This is a genomic window from Arthrobacter sp. UNCCL28, assembly GCF_900102805.1.
Lineage (GTDB): Bacteria > Actinomycetota > Actinomycetes > Actinomycetales > Micrococcaceae > Arthrobacter > Arthrobacter nicotinovorans_A.
The window spans coordinates 44,925-70,757 of sequence record NZ_FMWE01000011.1; the positions used below are offsets into that span (position 1 = coordinate 44,925).

A 25,833-nucleotide genomic window follows, 5' to 3' on the forward strand; every position below is an offset into this window, starting at 1 on the left:
GGGAGAAGCGTGGCGGGCTGCTGTCGGTCTTTAACAGCGAAAGCCGGTGGCCGAGGAATCCTCAGCCACCGGCTTTCAGAATACTTGCTAAACGTCAGCGGTTGCTTCGCCAACCTCAGGGGCAGCGACGGAACCACGGGCATCAAGGTCGCGGAGCTGGCCTTCGATGTAAGCCTTCAGGCGTGAACGGTAGTCGCGCTCGAAGCCACGGAGCTGCTCAACCTTGCGCTCCAGCACGGAGCGCTGCTGCTCCAAAGCACCAAGGATCTTGCGGGACTTCTCCTGGGCATCGTTGACGAGGCTTGAAGCCTCGATCTGAGCCTCGGCAATGATCTTTTCCTTCTGCTGCGCACCGTCGGAGACGTGCTTGTCGTGCATCTGCTGTGCCATGGCGAGCAGGCCTGCAGCAGATTCAGCGGAGGGAGTGAGGCTGTTGTTGGCAGCGGGAGCCTTCGCAGCGGCGGCAGCGGCTGCAGCCTGCTCGGCTTCCTTCTTCTTGGCAGCTTCGGCAGCCTTGGCTTCGGCTTCTGCCTTGGCTTCAGCTTCCTTGTCGACCTTGACGGGGGCCGGAACCTTCTCAACCACCGGAGCCGCGGCAGTCGCAGCAGGCACTGCCGAACCGGCCTCGCCGAGCTTCTTGCGAAGCTCGTCATTTTCCTGGTTCAAGCGGCGAAGTTCCACCACGATCTCGTCGAGGAAGTCATCTACCTCGTCCTGGTCGTAGCCTTCGCGGAACTTGGTCGGCTGAAAGCGCTTGTTGACAACGTCTTCTGGCGTCAAAGCCATCTGGTCACCTCGTTGGTCTAGTTAGTCAGTAGGCCTTCCGGCCGTTCAAAACTACGGTACCTAAATATCATCTTGTTCCTCCAATTCAACACCATCGTGTTGAATTGGCGAATTTGCGGCCTGTGAACCATCGGTGGTCCAGGTTCCGCGCGCAGCTAGGCGAGGCTGAAGGTCACTGCCATGGCGATACTCACGGCAATTATCAGGATCAGGAAGCCCAAATCCAAGGAGATTCCACCCAGCTGCAATGGCGGTATCAGTCGACGAAGCCTTCCCAAGGGAGGATCCGTGACCGAGTAGACCACGTGTGCTGTAACCAATGCCACACCCCTGGGCCGCCACTGGCGGGCAAACATCTGGACCCATTCGAAGACGAGGCGGATGATCAGGGCGATGAAGAACAGAAACAACACAATATGGATAAGGCCGAAAACAATGCCCACGAGTTAGCTCAGATCTCCCACTTGTTCCGGAATGTCAATCGGTCCCTACTATTGCAACACAGATGCCAGGCAGGTTGACCCGCCTGGCATCCGCAAAAGAATCGTCGTCAGCTCTGGTTGAAGAAGCTGGCCTGCGTCTCGCTGGCCTTCTTGTCGTCCCCGATGACCTCGACATACGACGGCGAAAGCAGGAAGACCTTGTTGGTCACCCTCTCGATGCTGCCGTGCAAGCCAAATACCAGGCCTGCGGAGAAGTCCACGAGGCGCTTTGCGTCGGCCTCGCCCATGTCCGTGACGTTCATGATGACTGGAATGCCATCCCTGAAGCTCTCACCGATGACCTTGGCGTCGTTATATGAACGGGGATGAACTGTGGTGATCTGCCTCAGGCCGGAGGCATCTTCGCGGCTGGAGGCCGCACGCTTAATGGGTGTCACGGGTGCGCGGTATTCCTCTTCGGCATCTACAGTGGGCATTTCACGGACAACTTCCCGGACGGGAGCGGGCGCCCGGCGCTCTTCCCGTTCCTGTGCCTGGGGGCGTTCTTCGTCGTGGCGCGAGGCGACGGCCTGCTCAGATTCGTAGTGTTCATCGCCGTCGGCGAGCCCAAGATAGATCATTGTCTTGCGCAGAGCGCCAGCCATGGTGCACTCCTATCGTTTCTGCAGTAGGCGGGCCGCCATGACGTGACATATTGGAACCCCGGCCCGTCATTCCAATACTTTGACGCTACCCCACGGCCGGACGGGAACCGAGAATATCGGAGCCAATTCTCAGGTGTGTCGCCCCGAACTTCACCGCCGCTTCAAGGTCCTGGCTCATCCCTGCCGATATCGACGTTGCGGCCGGATGGACAGCCCGGAGCGCTTGGGAAATACCGGCAAGTTTCTCGAAGGCCGCCTCAGGATCTGCCCCCAACGGAGCAACTGCCATGAGACCGGACAGATGAAGACCGGAAGCCGATGCGATCCTGTCGGCAAGAGCCGCGACTTCTGAAGGGTTTGCACCGCCGCGGTGGGCATCGGCGTCGTCGTCCAAACCGACCTGGATGTAGCACTCGAGGTCGCCCCGGCCGCTGGACTCCTGTTCCCGCCCCATGGCCTTGGCCAGCGCGTCAACGAGCTGGAGCCTGTCAACCGATTGGACTGACGCGGCGTACCTGACAACCGACTTTGCCTTGTTGCTTTGAAGTTGCCCAATGAAGTGCCAACGGACATCGACGTCGGGAAGACCGGCACTCTTTGCGGCCGCTTCCTGGTCCCGGTTCTCACCGACATCGGTAATGCCCAGGCCGGACAGTCGGCGCACATCCTCTGCGGGATGGAATTTGGTCACCACGATCAATTGCGGCGGGTCGGTACGTCCGGCGGCAGCAACGGCCGCGTCAATCCTGCGCCGCACTACCCCAAGCCGGCCGGAAAGTTCGGCCGTCCGGGCATCCCCCACATCGGGTTCGCTCGCTTCGTCGGCCCCACCAAGGCTAATCATGCGTCCACACCAAACCTGCAAATCGACCCGTCCGGGAGTCCCGGCGGTAGGAAAAAAGTGAATTGTTCTCCAGCGTGCACTCCCCTGAGTACCCCACGCTGACGTCCAAGGATGCCAGTTGGGCCCTCACACCGGCCGGAAGGTCCAGGGCCGGCGTACCCCATGAAGTCGAGGACCATGCAGCAGGAACCAAGGCGGCGACGTCGGCACGCAACTTTTCGGGTACCTCGTAGCACGAGCCACAGATGGACGGTCCCAGCCAGGCGCTGATATCCACCGCGCCACGCTTCCGCATTTCCTGGACGGTCTCGGTCACGACATCCGAGGCCACACCTGGACGCCCGGCATGGGCCACGGCGATCACGGGATCAGCACCGGGACCGTCCGCCACGAAAACCACGGGAACGCAGTCAGCAACCATGACCGCCAAGGGCTGCGGCGCAGGGGGCACTCCGGCGCCGGAAGTGGTAGCTGCTGAAACCATGGCATCGGCGGTGGGCCCAGGCCCATGTACCTTGATGAATTCGACCCTGTTGCCATGGACCTGATCCATGTACTGGAACTTACGGCCGCCGAGTCCGGCAGCCTGCTCCAGGTCAACGCGGCGCGCCAGAACCTCGTCAGGATTGTCCCCTACATGGAGGGCCAGGTTCCCGGCGCCTGTATCCGTGAAGGCTACAGAAACGCCGGGCCGGACTTCATTCCGCCACCAAAACACCAAAACCGGCTCTCGGGACCCGGCTTACTTGAGGAAGTCGGGGACGTCGAGGTCGTCGGAACGGCTACCCGAAAGATCGGGCTCCACTACCGCGGGGAGATCGACGTCGAAGCCCGAGTCGGCCGGGAGTGCAGAGGGGCGCTGCTGCCCCCAGTTGCTCAGGCCGGCTGCACCGATCCCCGCTGTTGCGTGCTGCGGTGCAGCGGCGCTGGAGGGTGCGCTGCTTGGGGCAGCGGGGCGTTCCGAAGGGACAGGATTCTGGGCAGGACGCGCCTGGTCCATGGAGGGCGAGGTCGCCTTGACGTCATCAAAACCGGCAGCAATGACGGTCACGCGTGCTTCGTCACCCAAGGCGTCGTCAATGACGGCGCCGAAGATGATGTTGGCTTCGGGGTGAGCCACTTCCTGGACCAGGCGGGCGGCCTCGTTGATTTCGAAGAGGCCCAGGTCCGATCCGCCCTGGATGGAGAGCAGGACACCGTGGGCACCGTCAATGGAAGCTTCCAGGAGCGGGGAGGCGATTGCCAGTTCGGCGGCCTTGACCGCACGGTCTTCGCCACGGGCGGAGCCAATGCCCATCAGGGCCGAACCGGCACCCTGCATGACGGACTTGACGTCGGCAAAGTCGAGGTTGATCAGCCCCGGGGTGGTGATGAGGTCCGTGATGCCCTGGACACCGGAAAGGAGCACCTGGTCCGCGGAACGGAAGGCATCAAGGACGGAGACGTTGCGATCGCTGATGGACAGGAGCCGGTCGTTGGGGATGACGATCAGGGTGTCGACTTCATCGCGCAGGGCGTCGATGCCGGCCTCGGCCGAGCCTGCACGACGACGGCCCTCGAAGGTGAACGGGCGGGTCACCACACCGATGGTCAGGGCGCCGAGCGAACGGGCGATGCGGGCCACCACAGGAGCGCCACCAGTTCCGGTGCCGCCTCCTTCGCCTGCGGTCACGAAGACCATGTCGGCACCGCGGAGAACTTCTTCGATCTCGTCGGCGTGGTCCTCGGCGGCCTGCTTGCCTACCTCGGGGTTTGCGCCGGCGCCGAGGCCACGCGTGAGCTCACGTCCGACGTCGAGCTTGACGTCTGCGTCACTCATGAGCAGCGCCTGCGCGTCCGTGTTGATGGCGATGAACTCGACGCCCCGAAGGCCCACCTCGATCATGCGGTTGACTGCGTTCACGCCACCGCCGCCGATGCCGACGACCTTGATGACGGCCAAGTAATTCTGCGGTGCTGCCACGTTTCGTGCCCCTTGCTTGTGTCCTATAGCGAAACTGATCGAGTCCAACTTGAATTCTTGGACCTTAACCCTCTAGTTGAAGGTTATAGTTATGTCAAGTAACTCTACTGCGACGGTATTTCCTATGGTTCGCACATGCAATCTCCGCTTGCGCGTGTCGTGTGATTGTCGCGAAATAAGGCCACCGACGGCCGCAGGTTACGTTCTCAAAGCTGCTTATTTGGTGAATGGATGCCGCGGAACGCTGACGTCGTAAACACTCACTGGAACCTTTGGGTCCGCAGGCATCTTGAGCAGCGCTTCAAGTGCCTTCGCCTTCAGTTCCTTGTCCTCGGCATTGCCCCACACTACCGTCTTTCCATCCACCAACTTCAGCTCCACGGCGTCCGCGGAGGCTGCCGAGGCAGTTGACATTTTGGCACGGACATCGGTGGGCAAGGTATCCAGCACCGCTGCGATGGCCTTGAACAACTCTGTGTTGGTGGATCCTGCCCCCGCGTCGATCAACGGCAACGCCACTGCCGACTGGTCCTTGGTGGCCCCGAGCTGCACGCCGTCCACGTCCACCATCACGTAAGAGTCGCCCTGCTTCAGCAAGGCAACCGGAACGCGTTCGTTGACATGCACCAGCAACTCCGAGGGCGGCCTGGCCTCCATCGTGGCGGAGCGGACCTGCACCAGTGGCTTCAACAGTTCGTTGATCTCTTCTTCACTCACCTGCGGCAGCGGCTTGCCGTTCAGGCCCGACAGGGCTTTTTCGACGTCCTGCGGAGTCAATAGCGTGGTGCCGTCAACCGTAATGGTCCGGACCGCCAACGCCGGCGAAAAGATGGCTCCGGCAATCACGGCAGCCACCACGGCGGCCACTATGGAAAGTGTCCACAGCACGAGTCGACGCCGGCGCCGCCCCTTCGGCTCCGGAAAGACGATGACGTTGTCCGGGCTCCCGGCTGAAGCCGCGGCTTTGCCTGTTGCCACTGACTGCTTGGCCGTGGCGGTAGTCCGCTCCGGCTCCAGGGACCGCTGCGCGCTGATGACGGCCTCCGGTTCAGCCTTGTCGACTGCCCGCGGGGAACCCACCCGCGCCGAACCCGGACGCGCTGCACCGGGCCGGGAGTCCGGCCCTGGCCTGTACGTCGGCTTTCGGGTGCTAGCCACCCAGGGCCTCCACGATCACTGGCCCGTAAGCTGTGACGTCACCTGCTCCTACGGTCAGGACGACGTCACCGTCGCGGGCGGCGCCTGTCAGAACTTCCACTGCCTCGCCGGCCGAGACCAACCGCCCTGTGGCCAGCTGATCGGCGATCAGCGCACTGGTGACACCCGGAATGGGGTCCTCGCGGGCAGGATAGATGTCCAGGATCAAGGCGGTATCCGCTGCGTCCAACGCGGAGGCAAACTCCTTGGCGAATTCACGCGTCCGCGAGAACAAGTGGGGCTGGAACAGGACGTGGACTTTACTGCCGCCTGCTACCGATCGGGCCGCGGACAACGCAGCCCGGACCTCCGTGGGGTGGTGGGCGTAGTCGTCATAGACCCGTACTCCCCTGGCCTGGCCCTTGAGTTCAAACCGCCGCGAAGCACCGGTGAAATGGCCGAGCGCTGTTGCGGCAGCTTCCGGTTCCACGCCAAGTTCGACGGCGACCGCGAACGCGGCCGCTGCGTTCAGGGCGTTGTGGCGTCCGGGAACCTGGAGTTCAACCTTGTGGGGGTCAGGATGGACGCCTGACCCAACCGCGATGGAAACCTCACCCGGGCCGCCGTCGAAAAGCCGTATATCGGCGTCGTCGGACGTCCCGTACGTCAGCACGCGCGTGGTTCCCTTGGCCCGGGTCCGTTCGGCCAGCGCGCGGGCCCCGGCGTCGTCGGCGCAGGCAAGGAGAAGGCCTTCCGCGGGAAGGAGGGCAGCAAAGCTGTCAAAAGAGGCGAAGACGGCTTCCGGCGTTCCGTAGTGGTCCAGATGGTCGGCTTCGACATTTGTCACGACGGCGATCAACGGCCGGTAGTTGAGGAAGGAACCATCCGACTCGTCCGCCTCGGCAACAAAAATATCCGACTCCCCATGGGCTGCGTTTACGCCCAACGCCGGGACGTTTGCCCCAATGGCAAAGGAAGGGTCAACCCCGGCTTCCTTGAGCAGCACCGCAATCATGGACGTAGTGGTGGACTTCCCATGGGTACCGGCCACTGTTACCACGCGGTGGCCTGCCATCGTGGCTGCCAGCGCTTCGGAACGGTGCAGCACGGGGAGCCCGGCGGCCCTGGCTGCGGCGAGCTCCGGATTGTCGGCGCGGATGGCTGAACCTGCCACGATCGTCTGGGCGTCGGCCAGGTTGTCTTGGTGGTATCCCACCGCGATGCGGGCCCCTGCCGAAGAGAGGTCGTGCATGACCGGCAGGTCCTTGGCATCACTGCCGCTGACGGGCACGCCGCGGGCCACCATGATCCGGGCGACCGCGGACATGCCCACACCGCCGATGCCAATGAAATGGACGCGGCCCAAGGACTCGAGGGGGGCGATGCTGGTGGTCATGCGGATACCGCTTCCAGGACAAGATCAGCCATGCGCTGATCGGCGTTTCTAATACCAAGTGCTTCGGATTTGGCGGCCATGTCTTCGAGCCGCTTGCGGTCCGAGATCAACGGGATGAGCTCCCTTTCAAGCCACTCAGGGTTGAGGTCTTTGTCCTCCACCAGAAGTGCTCCGCCTGCATTGACCAACGGCGCAGCATTTAGTGCTTGTTCCCCGTTGCCGATGGGCAGCGGGACAAAGACAGCCGGAACTCCCACGGCAGCAACTTCGCTGACGGTTCCGGCCCCGGCGCGGGCCAGCAGGACATCGGCCGCAGCGTAGACATTCTCCATGCCGTCCACATATTCCACCTGGCGGTAGCCTTCGGCGGCCAGGAGCGTGCCGTGGTCATCGAGTACGGCTTTCCCGTTGCCGGTAATGTGCAGGGTTTGAATCCCTGCGGCCGCCAACGCCGGCAGGGCCGCAGCGATGGATCGGTTGATGCTCAAGGCACCTGAGGAACCACCGGTGACGATCAATGCCGGACGGTCCGGATCCAGGCCCAGGGCTTCCTTGGCACCGGGTGCGGCCTGTGCTCTGTGGAGGCCGGAGATGGCCCGGCGCATAGGCATGCCGACGTGCCGGGCTCCCCGCAGCCGGGTGCCGGCGAATGCCACCGCTACATGGTTGCTGAACCGCGCCCCCACCCGGTTGGCCAAGCCTGCCTTCATATTGGCTTCGTGGATCACCACAGGAATGCCCAGCTTGCGGGCGGCGAGGTACATGGGAGTGCAGACATAACCGCCCACACCGACCAGGACGTCAGCCTTGGCATCTTCCAGGATCCGCCGGGCTTGGGAGACTGCGGACCGCAATCGCCCGGGCAGTTTGATGAGGTCCACGGAGGGCCGCCGCGGAAACGGCACCCTGTCGATGGTGGCGAGTTCGTAGCCGGCTGCCGGTATGAGCCGCGTTTCCATGCCCGACGGCGTGCCTACAGCCAGGATGGCAGCCTCCGGACGCTTGTCCTTGATGGCATCGGCGATGGCCAGCAGCGGGCTGACGTGCCCTGCAGTACCGCCGCCGGCAAGGACGACGGACAAAGGCTTGGACGCGTTGCGGGAGTCAGGAGTCATGAAGTGCTAGGTACGCTTTCGTGCGGTTTTCGGAGAACGGCGGGGCAGGAAACGGGGACGCTGCTGAGGCGGTAACTGGCCCCTGGCCAAAGACAAGACTACGCCGATACCGCAGAGCGACATGATCAGTGCCGAACCTCCGTAGGAGATAAACGGAAGCGGCACACCCACCACGGGGAGAAGCTGCGTGACGACCGCCATGTTCATGCTTGCCTGGCCCAACAGCCACACCATGATGCCACCGGCAAGGGTGCGCTGGAACGGGTCGGTCTGCCGGACCACTACCCGGAAAATAGCGATGCCGAGGATGGCAAAAAGGATCAGGACCACCAGGGTCCCCACCAGGCCGAGTTCCTCTCCGATGATGGCGAAGATGAAGTCGTTGTGGGCCTCGGGGAGCCAGTTGTACTTCTGGCGGCTTTGCCCAAGGCCCAGGCCGGTCCAGCTCCCCTGTGCCAGCCCATACATGCCGTTGGTTGATTGGAAATCGAAATCGAATTGGTCAGTACAAGTCTGGGAGGCCGTTCCCAGCCAGGAGGTGATGCGGCAGATCCTGTTGGTACTGCTGATGGTCCCCAACACGGCACCTGCGGCTCCAATGATGCCGGCGATGGCCAGCATCCGCCCGGGCACACCCGCGAAGTAGAGTCCCGCAGCTGTGATGGCTGCGATGACGATGACAGTCCCGAGGTCGTTGCCCAGCATCACCAAAGCGATGACCATGCCGGCTCCCGGCACTACGGGAATGATGACGTGCCACCAGCGGTGGAGGAGTTTTTGCTTGCGCGCCAGAACCGCAGCGATCCAGATACAAAGGATCAGCTTGGACATCTCGGAAGGCTGGAGGGTTATCCCGCCAATGTCGATCCAGTTCTTGTTGCCGTTGACGGTGTTGCCCATCACCTGGACCAGGACCAGAAGCACCAGAACCGCTCCGAGGGCCCACCAGGACAGCCTTTTCATCCAGTTCACGTTGGTCCGGGAGATGACGTACATCGCAATCAGGCCGACGACGCCGAACATGGCTTGCTTCAGGGCATCCGCGTAGGGGGATTTCCCTTCGGAGATGGCCTCGACACTTGAGGCGGACAGCACCATCATGATGCCAATGGCAGTGAGCGCCAGGGCACAGCCGAGGATGAGGTAGTACGTGGAACTGTTGGGCGCTTTGTCCTTGCCTTCAAGACTGTCCCAAAAGTTGCGCAGGTGTCCGCGGAGCCCTGAAGGCTTCTTGCCCGGCTTGGCCGGAGCCTTGGGTTTCCCGTCCCGGGGGTCTTTACCGCGGGTGCGGGTGGGCGTGCTGACCATTGTTACTCCTCGGTGGTCGGTGCCTGCCCTTCCACAAGCTCGCGAACTGCCTGGACGAAAGCATCGCCGCGGTGAGCGTAGGAAGAGAACTGATCCATGGATGCAGCCGCGGGCGCCATCAGGACGGTGTCCCCCGGCGCGGCAAGTTGGGCCGCCGACGCCACGGCCTGGGCCATGATTGCTTCGCCGTAGATAGGCGAAGCGGCGTTGCCGGCTGCGGTCTGCACCTCTTCAGTGTCGCCCTTCGGCTGGGCTATCACCGGGACATCGGGCGCGTGTCGCTGGAGGGAGCCTTCCAGCGCTGCGGTATCGGTACCTATCAGCACCACAGCCTTGAGCCGGGGTGCATGTTCTTTGACGAGGTCGTCATAGTTGACCCCCTTGGACAGTCCCCCTGCTATCCAGACAACCTGCTGGAAGGAAGACAACGCGGCCGACGCGGCATGGGGATTGGTGGCCTTTGAGTCATTGATCCAAAGGACCTCATTCTGCTTGGCCACCAACTGGATGCGGTGGGCGCCGGGCAGGTAGTTGATGAGGCCCTGCTTGACCGCTGCCGGCTCGACGCCATAGGCGCGCACCAGAGCTGCTGCAGCAAGTGCATTGGCGACCATATGCCGCGGGGCAACAGGTCCGAGGTCGGCCATGGAGGCCAGTTCGGCTGCGGAGTCCTTGCGCTCGGCGATGAAGGCGCGGTCAACCAGCAGCCCGTCCACTACCCCCAGCATGCTGATGGCCGGGGTGTTGGTGGTGAACCCGATGGCACGGCACCCTTCCACCACATCGGCGTTCTCCACCATGCGTTCAGTTTCGATCTGCTCAGCGTTGTAGACGGCCGCCTTTTGGGTGTTCTCATACACCTTGGCTTTGTCCGCCAGGTAGGAGGCATAGGATCCGTGCCAATCCACGTGGTCTTCGGCCACGTTGAGGCAAACGCTGGCCACCGGGGACAAGGAGTGGCTCCAGTGGAGCTGGAAGCTGGAGAGTTCGACGGCGAAGGCGTCATAGTCCACAGGATCCCTGAGAGCGTCCAGGATGGGCGTTCCTACATTTCCTACCGCGATGGCCTTGAGCCCGGCCGCCTGCAGCATGGATTCGGTCATGCCCACGGTGGTGGTTTTGCCGTTGGTGCCGGTGATGGTGAGCCAATCCGCCGTCTTGCGTCCCTCACGGACGCGGAGCCGCCACGCCAGCTCGACGTCTCCCCAGACGGCAATGTGCTTGCGCCTGGCGGCAGCCAGGAGAGCTTGGTCAGGGCGCCAGCCCGGCGAGGTGACCACAAGATCGGGCAAAGCGTCCTCGATCAAGGGCAGGGCGCTGACCGCTTCTTCGCCCAGCAACACTTCCACGGCACCAACGATTTTCAAGGTGTCCGCCTGGGCTTTGGCCTTGGCGGTGGTGGCGGCATCTACGACCACTACTTTGGCGCCAAGCTCGATCAGGGTGTCCGCTGCCGAGAAGCCGGACACACCAATTCCCGTGACCACCACCCGCAGGCCGTTCCAGTCAGCGTCCCAGCTTGTGAGTCCTTTGAGCCTGTCCGTGACGGACGACGTCGTCTCCGGGCTTCCGTTCACAGCAGTACCACCCATTCAGCGTAGAAAATTCCGAGGCCGGCAGCTACGAAGAGGCCTGCAAGGATCCAGAAGCGGACCACCACTGTGACTTCTGCCCAGCCCTTCAGTTCAAAGTGGTGCTGGAGCGGTGCCATCTTGAACACACGCTTGCCGCCACTGAGCTTGAAGAAGCCCACTTGGATGATCACCGAAAGGGTGATCAGGACGAAGAGGCCGCCGATGAAAGCAAGCAGGAGTTCCGTGCGGGACAAGATGGCAAATGCTGCCACAGCGCCGCCGATCGCCAGCGAGCCGGTGTCTCCCATGAAGATCTTTGCCGGCGAAGTGTTCCACCAGAGGAAGCCCACCAAAGCGGCACTGAGGATCGCGGCCAACAGGGCCAGATCCATGGGATCCCGCACCTGGTAGCAACCGCTGCCGGCCTCCCGCGGGGATCCACAGGCCTGGTTGTTCTGCCAGATACCCATGATGGTGTAGGCACCAAAAACCATGATGGAGGCGCCCGCAGCAAGCCCGTCCAGGCCGTCAGTCAGGTTTACGCCGTTGGTGGCGGCGGTGATGATCAGGTTGGACCACACGATGAAAAGGATCGCACCGAGCACTGTTCCCCCGAAGGCCAGGTCCAGCCACGGGATGTCGCGGACCAGGGAGATCTGGGTGGATGCCGGACGCAACCCGTCCTCGTTGGGGAATTGCAGGACCAGGACGGCGAAAATGATTCCCACTGCGGCTTGGAGGATCAGCTTGGCGCGGGCGTTGAGCCCCAGGCTTCGCTTGTTGGAAATCTTGATGTAGTCATCCAGGAAGCCAACGAAGCCCATGCCCACCATCAGGAAGAGCAGGAGAAGCCCGGACGCGGAAGGTCCTGGGGAGCGCGGGTTCATCATCCACATGATCAGGTGCGTTACGAAGTAGCTGATCAGGACAGCGGCAACCACCACGGTTCCGCCCATGGTGGGGGTTCCCCGCTTGGTGTGGTGCGATGTTGGCCCGTCGTCACGGATGAATTGCCCGTAGCTCTTGGCCACGAGGAACCTGATGAACAGGGGTGTCCCTATCAGGGCCACCAGAAGGGCGACGCCGGCGCCGATCAAAAGTGCAATCACAGCAGCTCGTTCCCTTCGCTTGCAGCCGTGCCGGCTGCGTTGTCTCCGGTGGGCTCGGCCCGTGGAGGTAATGCTATCCGATCACCCAAATGCCGCAGCCCCACGCCGTTGGAGGATTTGAACAGCACCAGGTCACCGGGTTCGAGCTCGTTCTGAAGAAGCTCATAGGCTTCTTCCACCGTTTCGGTGAACGAACATTCGTCTCCCCAGGATCCTTCCTGGATGGCTGAAATGTAGAGGGCCCGCGCTTCGCGTCCCACCACCACCAGCCGTGAGATGTTCAAGCGGACCACCTGCGTGCCCACGGCTGTGTGCTCGCGGATGGAGTCCTCCCCCAGCTCAAGCATGGCGCCCAGGACAGCCCAGGTCCTTCTGCCCTGTCCAAGGTCTGCCAAGGTCCGCAGCGCGGCCCGCATCGATTCAGGATTGGCGTTATAGGCGTCGTTGATGATGGTCACGCCGTCGGCGCGTTCCGTGCGCTCCATGCGCCAGCGGCTGGCCGCCGACTGTGAGCTCAGGGAGGCGGCAATGGCTGTTGCCGGGATACCTGCCGCGAAGGCGGCTGCCGCAGCGGCCAGCAGGTTGGTGACGTGATGAGCGCCGATCAGCCGGCTTCGCACCTGGACCGCCGGTCCGCCGTCGGGGAGTACAAGATCAAATTCAGGGAATCCCTGGCCGTTGACAACAACGTTGCGGGCTTCAACTTCCTCGGTGGTCGCCGGTGAAGATGTGAAACCCAGGACTTTGGCGTTGGTCCGGCTTCGCATGGCCGAAACCCGGGCGTCATCGAGGTTGATCACAGCCGTACCGTGCTCAGTGAGCGCTTCTACGAGTTCGCCCTTGGTCTTGGCGATGTTTTCGACGCCACCGAATTCACCAGCATGCGCAGTGCCGACTACCAGGACAACACCGATGTCCGGCTTGACCATGTCCGCGAGGTACTTGATGTGCCCCAGTCCAGTGGCACCCATTTCGATGACCAGGTAACGGGTTTGGGCGTCAGCAGCGAAAACCGTCAGCGGGACGCCCACCTCGCCGTTGTAGGAGCCCTGCGGGGCCACGGTCTTGCCGGCCGCGGAAAGCACTCCGGCCAGGAGATCCTTGGTGGTGGTCTTACCCGCCGAGCCGGTGATGCCGATGACGGTGAAGTCCTCGCCGTGCTGGGCACGTTCGGCCCTGATGCGCCGGACGCTCTCAGCAGCCAACGCGCCCATGGCCAGGACGGCGTCATCAACCACGACGGCGGGGAACGGGCTTCCAGCGACATCGGTGACTTCACGCTCGGCAAGAACCAGGACGGCGCCACGTTCGAAAGCAGCAGCGACGAAATCGTGGCCGTCGGCGTGTTCGCCGCGCTTGGCCACATACAGGGAACCGGGCGTCGCTTCCCGCGAATCAGTGACGACGGAGGTGGGCACGACGTCCGCTGCTCCGGTCAATCGGCCATGGGTGAGGTCGGCGATCTCCGCCGCAGTAAGTGCAATCATCTCGGTTTAGGACTCTATCCGCTGGTCCGTTGAAACGCTGAATCCCTTGGATGTCAAGGCGGCACGCAATTCCACCCTGTCGTCCAGGGCCAGGTTGACGCCTTTGACCTCTTGCCACACTTCGTGGCCGCGCCCGGCAACCAGGATGGTGTCGCTGGCTTCGGCCATCTCCACGGCCAGTCGGATCGCCGCGTCCCTGGGGTAAAACTCAACGATTTCGCTGGTCAGTCCCTCCGTATCCCGCGCGGCGTAGGCGCCCTGGAGCACTTCTGCCCGAATGGAGGCTGCATCTTCGTCGTGGGGATCGTCATCGCTGACTATCACAACGTCAGCCAGTCGCGCGGCTATCGCACCCATGGTGGGCCGTTTACCTTGATCCCGCTGGCCAGTGGCACCAAAGACCACGATGACCCGGGACCCCTCCTCCGGGGATCGTACGGCCTCCAGGGCGCGCGCCAAGGCATCGGGATTGTGGGCAAAATCAACAACGGCCGCCGGTTCAGTGGACACCAACTGCATGCGTCCGGGAACGGCGACGGTGAAAGGATCATGGGCGTCCAATGCCGCCTGAAGCGCCTGTCCATCCACTCCTGATGCCAGGACCATGATGGTGGCCAGTGCCGCGTTGGCCACATTGAAGGCTCCAGGCAGGCCGGTGTGGACGCGCAGCATCCGGCCGTCGACGTGCCGGAGTTCGAATTCGGAGCCTAGCCCGCGGGCAGTGATGCCTGCGACGTGCCAGTCGGAACCAGCGGCTGCTCCGCCGGCGGAGAGAGTCGTGACCGGGATATCGGCCAAGTCAACGAGTTTGCGTCCCCAGTCGTCATCGACGGTAACCACGGCGTGGCGGGCCCTCTTGGCGGTGAAAAGGTCAGCCTTGGTGCGGAAGTACTCTTCCATGCTCCCGTGCAGGTCCAGGTGGTCCTGGGTGAGGTTGGTAAAGCCTGCGACGTCGAACATGACCCCATCCACCCGGCGGTAGGAGATTGCGTGGGACGAGACCTCCATGGACGCCGCGTCCAGTCCGCGCTCCCGCATCAATGCCAGCAGGGCATGGACATCGGTGGACTCCGGAGTGGTCAGCAAGCTCGGGATGGGTTCGCCACCCGCCACAATCTCGATGGTGCCGATGAGCCCCGTCTTCCGGCCAAGGGCCCGCAGCAGAGAGTTGATGAAGTAGGTGGTGGTGGTCTTGCCGTTGGTCCCGGTGACACCGTAGAGCGCGGGAGATCCGCCCTCGGCCGGCTGGCTGCGGTAGATCAGCGCAGCGAGGGGACCCACCACCGTGCGCGGCTCATCAACAATGAGGACAGGCACCGGCTGTTCGCCTGCCAGCGCAAGCTGGCGTGCCCCGGCGTCGTCCGTCACCACGGCAGCGGCTCCGGCCTCTACTGCTTGGGGAACAAAGTCGGCACCATGGCGCGAAGCTCCCGGTAAAGCCATATAGAGATCGCCGGGTTCCACTGCCCTGGAGTTGAGCGTAATACCCGTTACTCCCCCGTGGTGCCCCTCTTCCGGGGCGGCCACGCCAAGGACCTCCGCGATGGTGGCCAAGGGCACCGCTGCAACAGACCCGGGCCTGAAGCCGGACCGGCCTGCGTCCGGCGTCGTGACGTTGTTGGCTGCCTCATTGTGCTCTGACACGTAGTTCTCCGTTGGTGCTCGTGGAACGACCGGCGTGGAGCCAGCGGCGCCCGGGCCGTTAGTGGTGGATCGAATCTTGGCCGAAACAGACGCCCAAGAAGCTTACTTGACGAACTGGGGCAGCCGCGCGGGAGTTCCCGTGGACGGGGCCACGTTGTAGGTCCGCAGCACCTGTGACATGACCGAACGGAACACCGGTCCGTTGGTGACGCCATAGATGTTTCCCTTGGGACGCTGCAGGACCACCTCAACAATGAAACGCGGGTCATCCATGGGCGCCATGCCCACCATCGAGGCGGTGTATCCGTCGAATCCGGGCAGGCCATCCTCGCGGGGAGCCTGTGACGTTCCCGTCTTTGCACCCACCCGGTAACCATCGATTGCCGCGTCCTTGATCTGCCCCTCAGTGACGGCACTCTCGAGGATGTCCCGCACCTGCTGGGCGGTCTCCTTGGATACCACCTGGCGCGAATCCTTGGCCGGAACCTTCTGTTCCTCCCCCTGGGGAGTGATGTAGCTGTCAATAAGCCTTGGCTGCAGCATGACGCCATCGTTCGCGATGCTCTGGAACGCGCGCACTGTCTGCAGCGTCGATTGGGAAACGCCTTGTCCGAACAGGACAGTGTACTGCTGCCGTTCGTCCCATTGATCAGGCTTGGCGAGGATGCCGGTTGCCTCGGCCGGAAGTCCGATGTCCGTCTGCTCACCGATGCCGAACTTCTTCAACCAGTCGTAGCGCTGTTCCTTGGTCAACCTGCTACCCGCCATGACGGTTCCAGTGTTCATGGACCACCCCAGGATGCCGGCCAAAGTGCGTTCTTCAGTGCCGTGCTCAAAGGCGTCCGTGAACGTCTGCCCGTCGATCGTGTAGGCAGTTGGAATCGTGAAGTGATCCAAGGGGAACGACTTGCCTTCTTCGATCACGGCAGCTGCCGTGATCATCTTCTGCACGGAACCGGGCTCGTAGGCAGCTGTCACGGAGCGGACGCCACGGTCCTTGGCGTCAACCTTTCCGGGGTCGTTCGGATCCGGAGCATTGGTATCAGCCAGGGCCACAAGATTGCCGGTCTTGATGTCCATCACAATGATGGAACCCCACTCGGCGTTCATCTTGTTCACTTGGCTTTGGATGGCCTGCTGCGCAAAATACTGGATATCGGTGTTGAGGGTCAGCTTGACGTCACTGCCGTCCACCGCCGGAGTCAGTTCGTCGGTGGCCACTGGAATCCTCAGGCCGTCAGCGCCGATCTCGAAAACGCGCTTTCCTTCAACGCCACGCAGGACCTCGTCCTGGGTCTGCTCGATGCCTGCTTGGCCTGAGACGCCATCCTGGAGGAAACCCACTACTCCACCGGCCACGCTGCCATTTGGATACACGCGCTTACTGACGCCTTCGGGGATCACTCCCGGGATATTCAGTTTGGAAATCCGGTCTTCAAGCTCAGGCTTGATGTCTTTGGCGACCACGAAGTACTTCTTCTCTCCGGTCAGCGCCTCGCGGATTTTTTCGACGTCGGAACCCAGGAGCGTGGCCAGCTCCGAGATGCCTTGGTCCCTGGAAACGGTCTCAACCTCTTCGGTCTTCTCGTTGTACCTCTTAAAGGTGGCCGTGTTCGTATTCAGGACCTGGTCCACAACGAGGTTGTACCGGATGACGCTGCTGGCCAGGACAGTACCGTTGGCATCAACGATCTGCCCCCGCTCCGCAGGCAGGACCTGGGGCGTCAGGCGCTTCGCCAGCGCAGCTTCGGCCATTCCGCCCATATCCAGGCCCTGGACCATGAACAGCTTGCCGCCCACTACCAACAGCAGCGTCAGCATGATGCCAAGACCAACCCGCAACCGCTTTTTTGCCGCCGGCGTCTTCGTTTTTTTCGATGTGCCGGGGTTCTGAGCCACGTTGATTCCTTGCTGCTGGCCTAGCTTCGGTGGACTGATGGATTACTGCCCGGGTGCCTTCTGCTGAGGGGCCGGTACAGAACCCCCGTTAAGGTCAACCGGCGGCGTAGCTGCCGGAGATGCTGGAGCAGCCGCGGGTGCAGCCGGGGCGGCAGGCGCAACCGGAGTCACCGGCTTGAGGTTCTCCAGGGGTTCCTTGGTTGTTACCGAGGGAACCACGTCCAGCATCCCCGCCACTGCCGGAGGAGCCAACTGTGCCAAAGGAGCATCTCCCTTAACGGCCGGTGTTGCCTTTCCGGTGATGGTCATCGTATTGAGGTCGATCTGTCCCTTGACAGTTGAAGGAACCATTCCCAATTCTGCCGCCTTCGCAGCCAAATTCTGGGGAGCCTCGAAGTTCTGCTTCCTCTGTGTCAGGTCTTGGTTTTCCTTGTTCAGGGTTGCTGCTTCGGCCTTGAGCTGCACCAACTGGTATTGGGCGGTGGATACCGAAATATTCAGGACAAGAACAGCCATGAGGGCGGCCGCCATGGCCACGAAGCAAAGGACGACGAATGGGGTCCGGCGTTTGCCCGGAGCACTGCGCACCAAGGAAAGCGGCGTACGGGCCTTGCGTCCGGAGTCAGGCTTGCCGCCGGGATCGGGCAGTGCACGGGCGGTATTGCCCACCACGGAGGGCAGTGTCTTCGCTGCGGCGTTGCTCATGCGTCTCTCCTTGGTTTGATGCGCTCCACTGCCCTCAATCGGGCGGACGCCGCGCGGGGGTTCTCAGCGATTTCTGCTGCCGTTGGCACTTCCGTGCCCTTGGTGATGGTTTTCAGTTCGGGTTTATGTTCTTCAAGTTCCACGGGGAAACCGAGTGGGGCTGAGGATTTTGATCCGGCCTGGAAAACCGACTTCACGATCTTGTCTTCCAGCGAGTGATACGACATCACCACGATCCGTCCCGCCATGGCCGTAGCGGCCACAGCTGCGGGAACAGCCCGTTCCAGGACGTCCAGCTCCTCGTTGACCTCAATCCTCAATGCCTGGAAAGTGCGTTTGGCGGGATGTCCACCGCTCTTGGCCGCTGCGGCGGGAACAACACTGCGGATCTGTTCCACAAGTTCGCCGGTGGTTGCGAAGGGTTTCTCCACCCGGGCATTAACGATCCTGTTGGCAATGCGGCCGGCGAACTTTTCTTCGCCCCACTTGCGGATGATGCGCACCAGTTCGTCTTCGCTGTAGTTATTGACGACGTCGGCTGCTGTCTGTCCGCGGCTGGTGTCCATCCGCATGTCGAGGGGGGCATCGTAGGAGTAGGCGAAACCACGCTCGCGCTCGTCCAACTGCAGCGAAGAGACACCCAGGTCCATGAGGATGCCGTGGACCTCGGAGATGCCGAGGTCTTCGAGGACTTCGCCGATCTCGTCGTACACGGCGTGCACCAGGTCCGTCCGGTCCGAGAAGGGCTCAAGCCGCGCGCCCGCCAAGGCAAGGGCCTCTTCGTCCCGGTCAATGCCGACCAGGTGCAGGTCCGGAAAACGCTGCAGCATGGCTTCGGAGTGACCGCCCATGCCCAGGGTCGCATCGATGGCGACAGGGGTGGCTCCCCGCTTCCTGGCAGCCTCGAAGCCGGGGGCGAGCAGATTGATGCAGCGGTCTTTCAGGACGGGTACGTGGCGCTCCGATGTGGGCTTTGCCGCGTCCTGCTCTTCCACGCTGCCTCCTCTTTCTTCAATCGCTTGCCTGCTGTTTCTTGAATCGGATCCCCATCCGCGCCTATCGACCCGCCGGCCTGGCTCAGGGGAAGGTGAGCCAGGAAGACTGTTCGATGGGCGGCTGGAGATCCCATTCAAGAAGCGGTACTGCTGCTTCCTCCGACCGGTCAGATAAACCCGGGCAGATTGTCGTCATCCGTTTCCGAGAAGGCTGCTTCCTTCTCGTTGAGGTACTCATTCCAAGCTTCGGCATCCCAGATCTCCGCACGGGTGCCGGCTCCGATCACAGCCAACTCCCTGCCAAGGCCTGCGTATGCCCGGAGCGCCGGCGGAATGGTCACGCGCCCCTGCTTGTCAGGTACTTCATCAGAGGCTCCGGACAGGAAAACGCGAATATAGTCGCGGGCCTGCTTGGAAGACAGTGGTGCTTCCCGCATCGACTCGTGAATACGTTCGAATTCTTTCTGGCTGAAGACGTAGATGCAGCGTTCCTGACCCCTGGTGAGGACCAGCCCCTCGGCAAGCTCCTCGCGGAACTTGGCGGGAAGGATGATCCGGCCCTTTTCATCGAGACGCGGCGAGTGAGTGCCCAGAAACATCTGGCCCCACCGCCCCTCAGTTAAGGTGCCCGTTCATTCCCAACACTGCCACTACCCTCTTATGCGCTCCACTTTACTCCACAAAGCCCCACAGTCAACGCAGGAGCAGGTGTTTCTCCACTACCTTGAGATTCGAGTTGGTTGAAATGGCGCGGATTTAGGCTCGGTGGCGGAAAGTGGAGGGCCGGTGGAGCCGCCGCGTGGCGCGGACGTCTCCGGCGAGGGGTTCAGGTCTCCCCTGGGCTGCTTTCCCCGCCTGCCGCGCCGGTGTGGTGGGAAGTGGAGGCTGAGTAGGGGTGCCTGGCGGGGTAAAGAGCGGAGTGGTGGTGGGAAGTGGAGCAAAAGACACGTTAAACGCAAAAAGACCCGCGGCATGCGGGTCTTTCGTCATCCCCGGGAAAAAATCAGGGGCGCGCGTAAGGCAGGAGTGGTACTACCGGTGGTGCAACGTCGTGGAGGACTTAGGAGTCGTCGCGGCGCCGCTCGTCCCAGCGCTCTTCGAGGCTGCTCATGAACGAACTCTTGGGTTTGCCCCTGGCTGGTTTGCCCTTGCCGGCTTTGCCAAAGGCTGCTCCGCGCAGCGTGGCGAAGTAGACGCCAGCACCCATGACGACGAAGCCGAGGACACCCACTGGTATCGCCTGCATCGAAACTCCCACGAGCAGGAGGAGGATGCCGGCAATGGCGCCAAGCACGCCGATGATTACATGCCGGGTTGACCAACTGCGGATGGGATCCGAGCCCATGGTGCTGGCAAACTTCGGATCGTCCTCATGAAGTTGCTTTTCAAGTTGCTCAAGCAGCTTCTGTTCGTGCTCCGAGAGGGGCATCGCGACCTCCTTTAGTCAGCCAGCGTCTGGACATAACGCTTTCTGTGCGTCTGTTTCCACAACGATCGGACCAAGAAAATCGTTCCCGAAATTCCCTCTTGGTTCAGCGGGCATCTCAGGGCCGACTGTTCAGGAAACAGTTTGTCCAGACGATCTAAATCTCTGTAATAAATAGGATAGTTTGTCCGACGCCGTTCTGAAAGACGCCTGATGGCCAGCGGGACCAAGCTCACAGTTGATCACCTGCCTCGGAGGGCTTTCCGGGGTCGAGGAGTCTTGCTGGAAGGAGGGTTTTGGACCCGAAACGTTCCGAAACGCGGTCCAAGGCCTGCTCCGCTGCCCGCCAGTTGTCGTCCCGGCGGTCCAGGCTCAATTGGAGGGATGTTTGCCCGGCGGGCTCAAGCTGCTCCGCCCGTACCCCAACGAGGCGGACGCTCAGGGACCGCGGCCCCAATGACTCAAGCAGTTGTACCGCCACTTGGTAGATCATCTGCGCGCTGTCAACTGGGGCATGAACGGTCCGGCTCCGTGTGACCGTGGAAAAGTCCGAGTACCGGAGCTTCAGGGCCACGGTCCTGGCCAGCATGCCGGAACTGCGCAGCCTTCCCGCCGTCCGGTGGGATAGGCGCAGCAATTCCTTGTGCAGCAAGGCATTGTCACCAGTATCGGTGGAGAAGGTCTCTTCCGCCCCGATGCTCTTCTCAAGCCTGGTAGGCGTCACCGGGCGGGGATCTATTCCCATGGACAGCCGGTGGACGTGTTCCCCGCTGGCACCGAGGACCTTCTTCAGGGCAGCCACCGGAGTTGCCGCCACATCTGCCACAGTTCGGATGCCAAGGCGGGCAAGCACCTCTCCTGTCTTTCCACCCACGCCCCACAGAGCATTAACGGGGAGACTGTGAAGATAGGCAAGGGTGTCCCCGGCGTTGATCTGCAGGATTCCGTCGGGCTTGCACCGCGTGGAGGCGATTTTGGCCACGAACTTGGTGCCGGCAATTCCCACAGATGCCGTAATGCCCAGTTCCGACTGGACCCTTCGGCGGATGAGGTGTCCTATTTCCAGGGGCGGACCGAGCCGGCGAATCGCCCCACCAACATCGAGGAAGGCTTCATCGACGCTGAGGGGCTCCACCAGATCCGTAATGGAAGCAAAGATCTCCATGATCTGGCCGGACACTTCGTAGTACACCGAATGCCGCGGATTAATGATCACCGCGGAGGGGCAACGCCGCATCGCGATCGACATTGGCATGGCGGACTTCACTCCTGTGGCCCGGGCCTCGTAGGAAGCCGAAAGCACCACCGACCGCTCAGCGGGAAATCCGACGATCACTGGCTTTCCCCGGAGATCGGGTCTGCTGCGGAGTTCAACGGAGACAAAAAACGCATCCATATCAACGTGGAGGATGCTGGTTCGCCTCAATTCCCGCAGAGCATCACCTGCGCTGCGGGAGGACTCCTGACCGGCTCCTGGGCCGCTGCCGAATGCTTCCTGCCTCACATCGGCAATACTATGCCCGGCCACTGACTAAACTGGAGGCAATCTCTGCCCCAGCCCCGGAAGGATACCCTGTGAAGCTCTTTGGAACTCCTCGATCGCGAGGGTTTGCCCTGCTCGCAGCAAGTGTCGCCGTAGCAGCCTCGGCATGCACACCGGCCCCAGGAGGTTCGGCCGCTCCGTCCCCCACGGACACTTCATCGCAGTCATCGTCCTCGAGCCCTGCCGCTGCCGCGTCCGCGTCAGCGACTGCACCAGCGACGACGACGGAATCGGCCACTTCGGCGCCGGGCGCCACTGCCACGGTAAACGCCCTTGTTCCGGGCTTTCCCGAGCAACTGATTCCCGTCATGCCCAAGGCATCAGTCCGTTCCAGCAGCTTCGACAAGAGCACCTCCCTGGCAACGGCAGCCTTGGTTGGAACCGTCAAGGCCCCGCCGGAGGGCGTGGTGGACTACTACAAAACGTCCTTGGAGGCACAGGGCTTCAAGCTTGTACCTGGACCGGAGGCCGTAGGCAATGTCACCTCGCTGGACTTTGTCAGGGGTGATGGCGAGACAGTGAACGTCTCAATCCGGCAGAAGGAAGGCGTATCCACCTTCACCATTGGCGCCAATGTGGCGGCCGGGTCCATCAAGTGACGGCACTGGCCACAGTAACGTCCGAACAGACGGAGTTCATCAACGGCGTTGCCGGCAAGCTGAAGGGCTTCCTGTCGGGACAGCAAGAACTCATGGCTTCGGTGTCCCCGGACGTCGAGCCGCTCATCGGCTCGATTTCACACCTGGTGACGGGCGGCAAACGCCTCCGGGCACTGATGTGCTACTGGGGTTGGAGGGGCGCCGGCGGACTGGCCGGGAACCCGGAGATCCTCACTGCCGGATGTGCGCTGGAACTGTTTCAGGCTGCAGCATTGATCCACGACGACATCATCGACCGGTCCGATACCCGCCGCGGCGGCCCCAGCGTGCACAAGCGCTTCAGCCAGCTCCATGAATTGAACGGCTGGGCTCTGGACAGTGGTCGATTCGGAGATGCCGCAGCCATCTTGACCGGCGATCTCTGCTTGTCGTTCAGCGAGGAGTCTTTTACCGAAATCGGCCCCCGGGCGGCAGCAGGAACTCCTGCACGGCGAATATTCAATGTCATGAGGGCAGAGGTCATGGCCGGCCAATACCTGGACATTCTTGAGGAAGTGGCGGGCCCTGTCCGTGAGCGGGCCGGGTCAGTGGACCGGGCGCAATCAATCATCCGTTACAAGTCGGCGAAATACTCCACGGAACATCCGCTGGCATTGGGTGGGGCCCTCGCCGGCGCCCCCACAGGGCTTCTGAAGGAATATTCAGAGTTTTCCTTGCCACTGGGTGAGGCATTCCAGATGCGGGACGATGTCCTCGGGGTATTTGGCGATCCTGAAACGACCGGCAAACCGGCCGGCGATGATTTGCTTGAAGGCAAACGCACCGTCTTGGTCGGATTTGCCCTGAACCAGGCTTCAACCGCTGACGCGGAGTACCTGGACCGAATGCTGGGGAATCCGGATCTGGGCGAAGACGACGTCGCCCGAATACGTCGGATCATGGTCCAGTGCGGCGCCTTGGATGCCACGGAATCGCTGATTGCAAAGCTGAGCAACCAGGCCTTCGAAGCGTTGGAACGCCTGCCACTGGATGACGTGCCGCTCACCGCCCTGAGGCAACTGGCTGAGGCTGCCGTCAGCCGCGCAGCATAATTTGCACGGTTCACCTTGGTGCCCGGCACCGATAGGACATGAAGCGACGACGGCGGTGCAACCCGCCGTCGTCGTCTTATTTCAGTTCCCGGTATCCTGACTCACCCAAGGGGCACCGTTACCAGGCCAAAGACTGGGCGCGACGCCTGATCTCGGTTTTACGTCCCTCGCGCAGTGCGTCAATCGGGCGCCCACGCAGTGATTCGTCAGGGGTGAAAAGCCAGATGATCAGCTCTTCGTCGTTGTAACCGGCATCGCTGAGAACCGCGATGGTTCCCTTTAAGCTGTCGACAGGATGACCATCCTGGATAAACAAGGCCGGGATTGAGCGGATATTCCGTTCTCCCCGCCTGATGGCAACCAGTGCGCGTTCATCCAAGAGCCCGTGGACTTTGGTGATGGAAACTTCCAGCAGCTCGGCGACATCCGGCAAGGGGAGCCAGTCGGAAACAAGGCTTTCTACATTACTCACGGAACAAGGTTGCCACGCCGCCCTGCCCCACGCCTAGCCGGGGCCGGCTCCCGATACCTGAGGGGCGCCTTTAATGCGTCATTTCATTGGCAATAAATCGGACAGCATAATCCCGATCGACAGGAATTGTTGTGTCGATTGCATAAGTGTGAGAGATTCACACTGATCACACTTGCACCATTGATAACATCAGTAACATTCGCAACACCGACAACAGCGCCACCCCAACAACCGCTGTTGAGATGAGGACACTTTTCATGACGACGCCCCGCTCGCCGAAACGAACCATGAGCATGCCGGTCATTGCGGCAACCACGGCTGCGCTTCCCGCCGTGGTTTTGTCCTCGCTTGCCCTGGCCCAGCCATCCATGGCTTCTCCGGCACCCCAGCCCCGCAAAGTCCCGGCCACGCTTGCTGCAGCAATGAAGGCGCAAGCCGTCAACGCCGGCAATGTCATCCCCGCACAGGCTGTTGCCGCAACGTTGCCCGCAGCCCTGCGCCCCATGGCTCCTTCGGTTCCGGATACCTACACGATCGTCCGCGGCGATACGATCAGCGCCATCGCCCGTCGCTTCAACCTCGATACAAACGCCGTCCTGCAGCTGAACAAGTTGTCGGCCACCACGTTGATCTACCCGGGCCAGACCATCAAGCTCACGGGAACGGCCACGCCCGCCCCATCCCAGCCTTCCGCCCCGGCCCAGCCGTCGGCCCCGGCAGCTCCCAGCAACGCCACCATCTACACCGTCGTCTCCGGTGACACCCTCGGTGCCATCGCCGCCAAGCACGGTGTGCCCTTGTCCAGCATTTTCAGCTGGAACAACCTCAACGGCAGCTCCATCATCTATCCGGGCCAGAAGATCAAGGTCAGCGGCGGATCTGCGCCCTCCGCCCCCGCAGCTCCTGCCCCCGCAGCTCCTGCACCTGCCCCCGTTGCAGGCTCGGGCTCCTACACCATCAAGGCAGGCGATACCCTCAGTTCCATCGCCTCGCGCCACGGGGTTTCCCTGAGCGCGCTCATGACCGCCAACAACGTTTCCGCAACCACGGTCATCTACCCCGGCCAGAAGCTCACCATTCCGGGCACCGGACTCCAGCCTGCCGGCGAGACCAAACCCTTGGTTCCCAGCACCTTCCTGGGCTTTACTTACCCCGCTGCCGTCGTCAGCTCGGCCAACGAGAACAAAGCCCTGCTCAACGCCTCACCGGTGCCCAGCCGCGCCGAGATGAAGGGCATTGTGGCTGACACCGCAAGGCGCATGGGCGTCAGCCCATCCCTGGCGCTTGCCTTCGCGGAACAGGAATCCGGTTTTGACCAGCGGGCAGTTTCCCCTGCCAACGCCATCGGCACCATGCAGGTCATCCCGTCCTCCGGCCAGTGGGCTTCGGACCTGGTGGGCCGTAAGCTGAACCTTTTGGATCCGTATGACAACGCGACGGCCGGTGTCGCCATCATCCGCGCGCTGATCGCCACCAGCAAGGACCTGGATACCGCGATTGCCGGCTACTACCAGGGCCAGTACTCGGTCAGCAAGTACGGCATGTATGACGACACCAAGCGGTACGTCGAATCGATCAAAGCCCGCCAGCGCACGTTCGGCTAGGCTCCAGCAGCACCTGTGAAGGGGCCCGGATCCCATTGGCCAGCCCAAT

At 62.3% G+C, this 25,833-nt stretch carries 24 protein-coding genes; 3 read left to right on the plus strand and 21 right to left on the minus strand.

Annotation, left to right across the window (positions count from 1 at the left end; all coding sequences use genetic code 11):
* Positions 1-87: 87 nt before the first annotated feature.
* The 20 genes from BLQ01_RS20535 to dinB form a co-directional block, all read right to left on the minus strand.
* Positions 88-786 (minus strand): DivIVA domain-containing protein, encoded by a 699-nt coding sequence (locus BLQ01_RS20535; RefSeq protein ID WP_026542517.1) that lies wholly within the window; start codon positions 784-786, stop codon positions 88-90.
* A gap of 155 nt (positions 787-941) precedes the next feature.
* The gene (locus BLQ01_RS20540; protein ID WP_026542516.1) at positions 942-1,229 is read right to left on the minus strand and encodes a YggT family protein; all 288 of its coding nucleotides are present in this window, start codon (positions 1,227-1,229) and stop codon (positions 942-944) included.
* 107 nt (positions 1,230-1,336) lie between these two features.
* Positions 1,337-1,873, minus strand: a complete 537-nt coding sequence (locus tag BLQ01_RS20545) for a cell division protein SepF (protein ID WP_091554070.1) — start codon at positions 1,871-1,873, stop codon at positions 1,337-1,339.
* Between the two features lie 85 nt (positions 1,874-1,958).
* Complete coding sequence (locus BLQ01_RS20550) at positions 1,959-2,717, minus strand: YggS family pyridoxal phosphate-dependent enzyme (protein WP_091554072.1); 759 nt, start codon at positions 2,715-2,717, stop codon at positions 1,959-1,961.
* Positions 2,710-3,435 carry a purine nucleoside phosphorylase YfiH/LACC1 family protein gene (locus tag BLQ01_RS20555; protein ID WP_091554074.1) on the minus strand — a complete coding sequence of 242 codons (726 nt, stop codon included), beginning with the start codon at positions 3,433-3,435 and terminating at the stop codon, positions 2,710-2,712. The genes BLQ01_RS20550 and BLQ01_RS20555 overlap by 8 nt, the downstream gene beginning before the upstream one ends.
* A gap of 24 nt (positions 3,436-3,459) precedes the next feature.
* Positions 3,460-4,680 carry a cell division protein FtsZ gene (gene ftsZ / locus BLQ01_RS20560; protein ID WP_091554076.1) on the minus strand — a complete coding sequence of 407 codons (1,221 nt, stop codon included), beginning with the start codon at positions 4,678-4,680 and terminating at the stop codon, positions 3,460-3,462.
* Positions 4,681-4,896: 216 nt separating this feature from the next.
* Positions 4,897-5,838 (minus strand): cell division protein FtsQ/DivIB, encoded by a 942-nt coding sequence (locus BLQ01_RS20565; protein ID WP_091554078.1) that lies wholly within the window; start codon positions 5,836-5,838, stop codon positions 4,897-4,899.
* On the minus strand, positions 5,831-7,213 hold the full coding sequence (murC, locus tag BLQ01_RS20570) for a UDP-N-acetylmuramate--L-alanine ligase (RefSeq protein ID WP_091554081.1): 1,383 nt from the start codon (positions 7,211-7,213) through the stop codon (positions 5,831-5,833). The genes BLQ01_RS20565 and murC overlap by 8 nt, the downstream gene beginning before the upstream one ends.
* On the minus strand, positions 7,210-8,328 hold the full coding sequence (gene murG, locus BLQ01_RS20575; RefSeq protein WP_026542509.1) for an undecaprenyldiphospho-muramoylpentapeptide beta-N-acetylglucosaminyltransferase: 1,119 nt from the start codon (positions 8,326-8,328) through the stop codon (positions 7,210-7,212). The genes murC and murG overlap by 4 nt, the downstream gene beginning before the upstream one ends.
* 6 nt (positions 8,329-8,334) lie before the next feature.
* Positions 8,335-9,636, minus strand: coding sequence for a putative lipid II flippase FtsW (gene ftsW, locus BLQ01_RS20580; RefSeq protein WP_091554083.1), 1,302 nt, complete (start codon positions 9,634-9,636; stop codon positions 8,335-8,337).
* Between the two features lie 2 nt (positions 9,637-9,638).
* Positions 9,639-11,228, minus strand: coding sequence for a UDP-N-acetylmuramoyl-L-alanine--D-glutamate ligase (gene murD, locus BLQ01_RS20585; protein WP_091554086.1), 1,590 nt, complete (start codon positions 11,226-11,228; stop codon positions 9,639-9,641).
* A complete protein-coding gene (mraY, locus tag BLQ01_RS20590) occupies positions 11,210-12,319 on the minus strand; it encodes a phospho-N-acetylmuramoyl-pentapeptide-transferase (RefSeq protein WP_026542506.1) in 1,110 nt (369 codons plus the stop codon). The genes murD and mraY overlap by 19 nt, the downstream gene beginning before the upstream one ends.
* Positions 12,316-13,806 (minus strand): UDP-N-acetylmuramoyl-tripeptide--D-alanyl-D-alanine ligase, encoded by a 1,491-nt coding sequence (gene murF / locus BLQ01_RS20595; protein WP_091554089.1) that lies wholly within the window; start codon positions 13,804-13,806, stop codon positions 12,316-12,318. Before murF ends, mraY begins: the two co-directional genes overlap by 4 nt.
* 6 nt (positions 13,807-13,812) lie before the next feature.
* On the minus strand, positions 13,813-15,450 hold the full coding sequence (locus tag BLQ01_RS20600) for a UDP-N-acetylmuramoyl-L-alanyl-D-glutamate--2,6-diaminopimelate ligase (RefSeq protein WP_091554093.1): 1,638 nt from the start codon (positions 15,448-15,450) through the stop codon (positions 13,813-13,815).
* 102 nt (positions 15,451-15,552) lie between these two features.
* Complete coding sequence (locus tag BLQ01_RS20605) at positions 15,553-17,349, minus strand: peptidoglycan D,D-transpeptidase FtsI family protein (RefSeq protein WP_026542503.1); 1,797 nt, start codon at positions 17,347-17,349, stop codon at positions 15,553-15,555.
* A 42-nt stretch (positions 17,350-17,391) separates the two neighbouring features.
* Positions 17,392-18,054, minus strand: coding sequence for a cell division protein FtsL (locus tag BLQ01_RS20610; RefSeq protein ID WP_091554096.1), 663 nt, complete (start codon positions 18,052-18,054; stop codon positions 17,392-17,394).
* A complete protein-coding gene (rsmH, locus tag BLQ01_RS20615) occupies positions 18,051-19,049 on the minus strand; it encodes a 16S rRNA (cytosine(1402)-N(4))-methyltransferase RsmH (RefSeq protein WP_026548581.1) in 999 nt (332 codons plus the stop codon). The genes BLQ01_RS20610 and rsmH overlap by 4 nt, the downstream gene beginning before the upstream one ends.
* 167 nt (positions 19,050-19,216) lie before the next feature.
* The gene (gene mraZ / locus BLQ01_RS20620) at positions 19,217-19,648 is read right to left on the minus strand and encodes a division/cell wall cluster transcriptional repressor MraZ (protein WP_026542500.1); all 432 of its coding nucleotides are present in this window, start codon (positions 19,646-19,648) and stop codon (positions 19,217-19,219) included.
* Positions 19,649-20,109: 461 nt separating this feature from the next.
* Positions 20,110-20,478, minus strand: a complete 369-nt coding sequence (locus BLQ01_RS20625; protein WP_026542499.1) for a DUF3040 domain-containing protein — start codon at positions 20,476-20,478, stop codon at positions 20,110-20,112.
* 229 nt (positions 20,479-20,707) lie between these two features.
* Complete coding sequence (gene dinB / locus BLQ01_RS20630; protein WP_026542498.1) at positions 20,708-21,979, minus strand: DNA polymerase IV; 1,272 nt, start codon at positions 21,977-21,979, stop codon at positions 20,708-20,710.
* Positions 21,980-22,050: 71 nt separating this feature from the next.
* Between dinB and BLQ01_RS20635 the strand changes: the two genes are divergently transcribed.
* On the plus strand, positions 22,051-22,617 hold the full coding sequence (locus BLQ01_RS20635) for a hypothetical protein (protein WP_091554098.1): 567 nt from the start codon (positions 22,051-22,053) through the stop codon (positions 22,615-22,617).
* Positions 22,614-23,708 (plus strand): polyprenyl synthetase family protein, encoded by a 1,095-nt coding sequence (locus BLQ01_RS20640; RefSeq protein WP_091554100.1) that lies wholly within the window; start codon positions 22,614-22,616, stop codon positions 23,706-23,708. The genes BLQ01_RS20635 and BLQ01_RS20640 overlap by 4 nt, the downstream gene beginning before the upstream one ends.
* A gap of 118 nt (positions 23,709-23,826) precedes the next feature.
* On the opposite strand, the gene BLQ01_RS20645 is transcribed toward BLQ01_RS20640, so the two are convergent.
* Entirely contained in the window at positions 23,827-24,180 is a 354-nt protein-coding gene (locus tag BLQ01_RS20645; protein WP_026542495.1) for an Rv2175c family DNA-binding protein, read from the minus strand.
* A gap of 257 nt (positions 24,181-24,437) precedes the next feature.
* On the opposite strand from BLQ01_RS20645, the gene BLQ01_RS20650 reads away from it, so the two are divergent.
* Positions 24,438-25,784 carry a LysM peptidoglycan-binding domain-containing protein gene (locus BLQ01_RS20650; protein WP_026548578.1) on the plus strand — a complete coding sequence of 449 codons (1,347 nt, stop codon included), beginning with the start codon at positions 24,438-24,440 and terminating at the stop codon, positions 25,782-25,784.
* Positions 25,785-25,833: the final 49 nt, after the last annotated feature.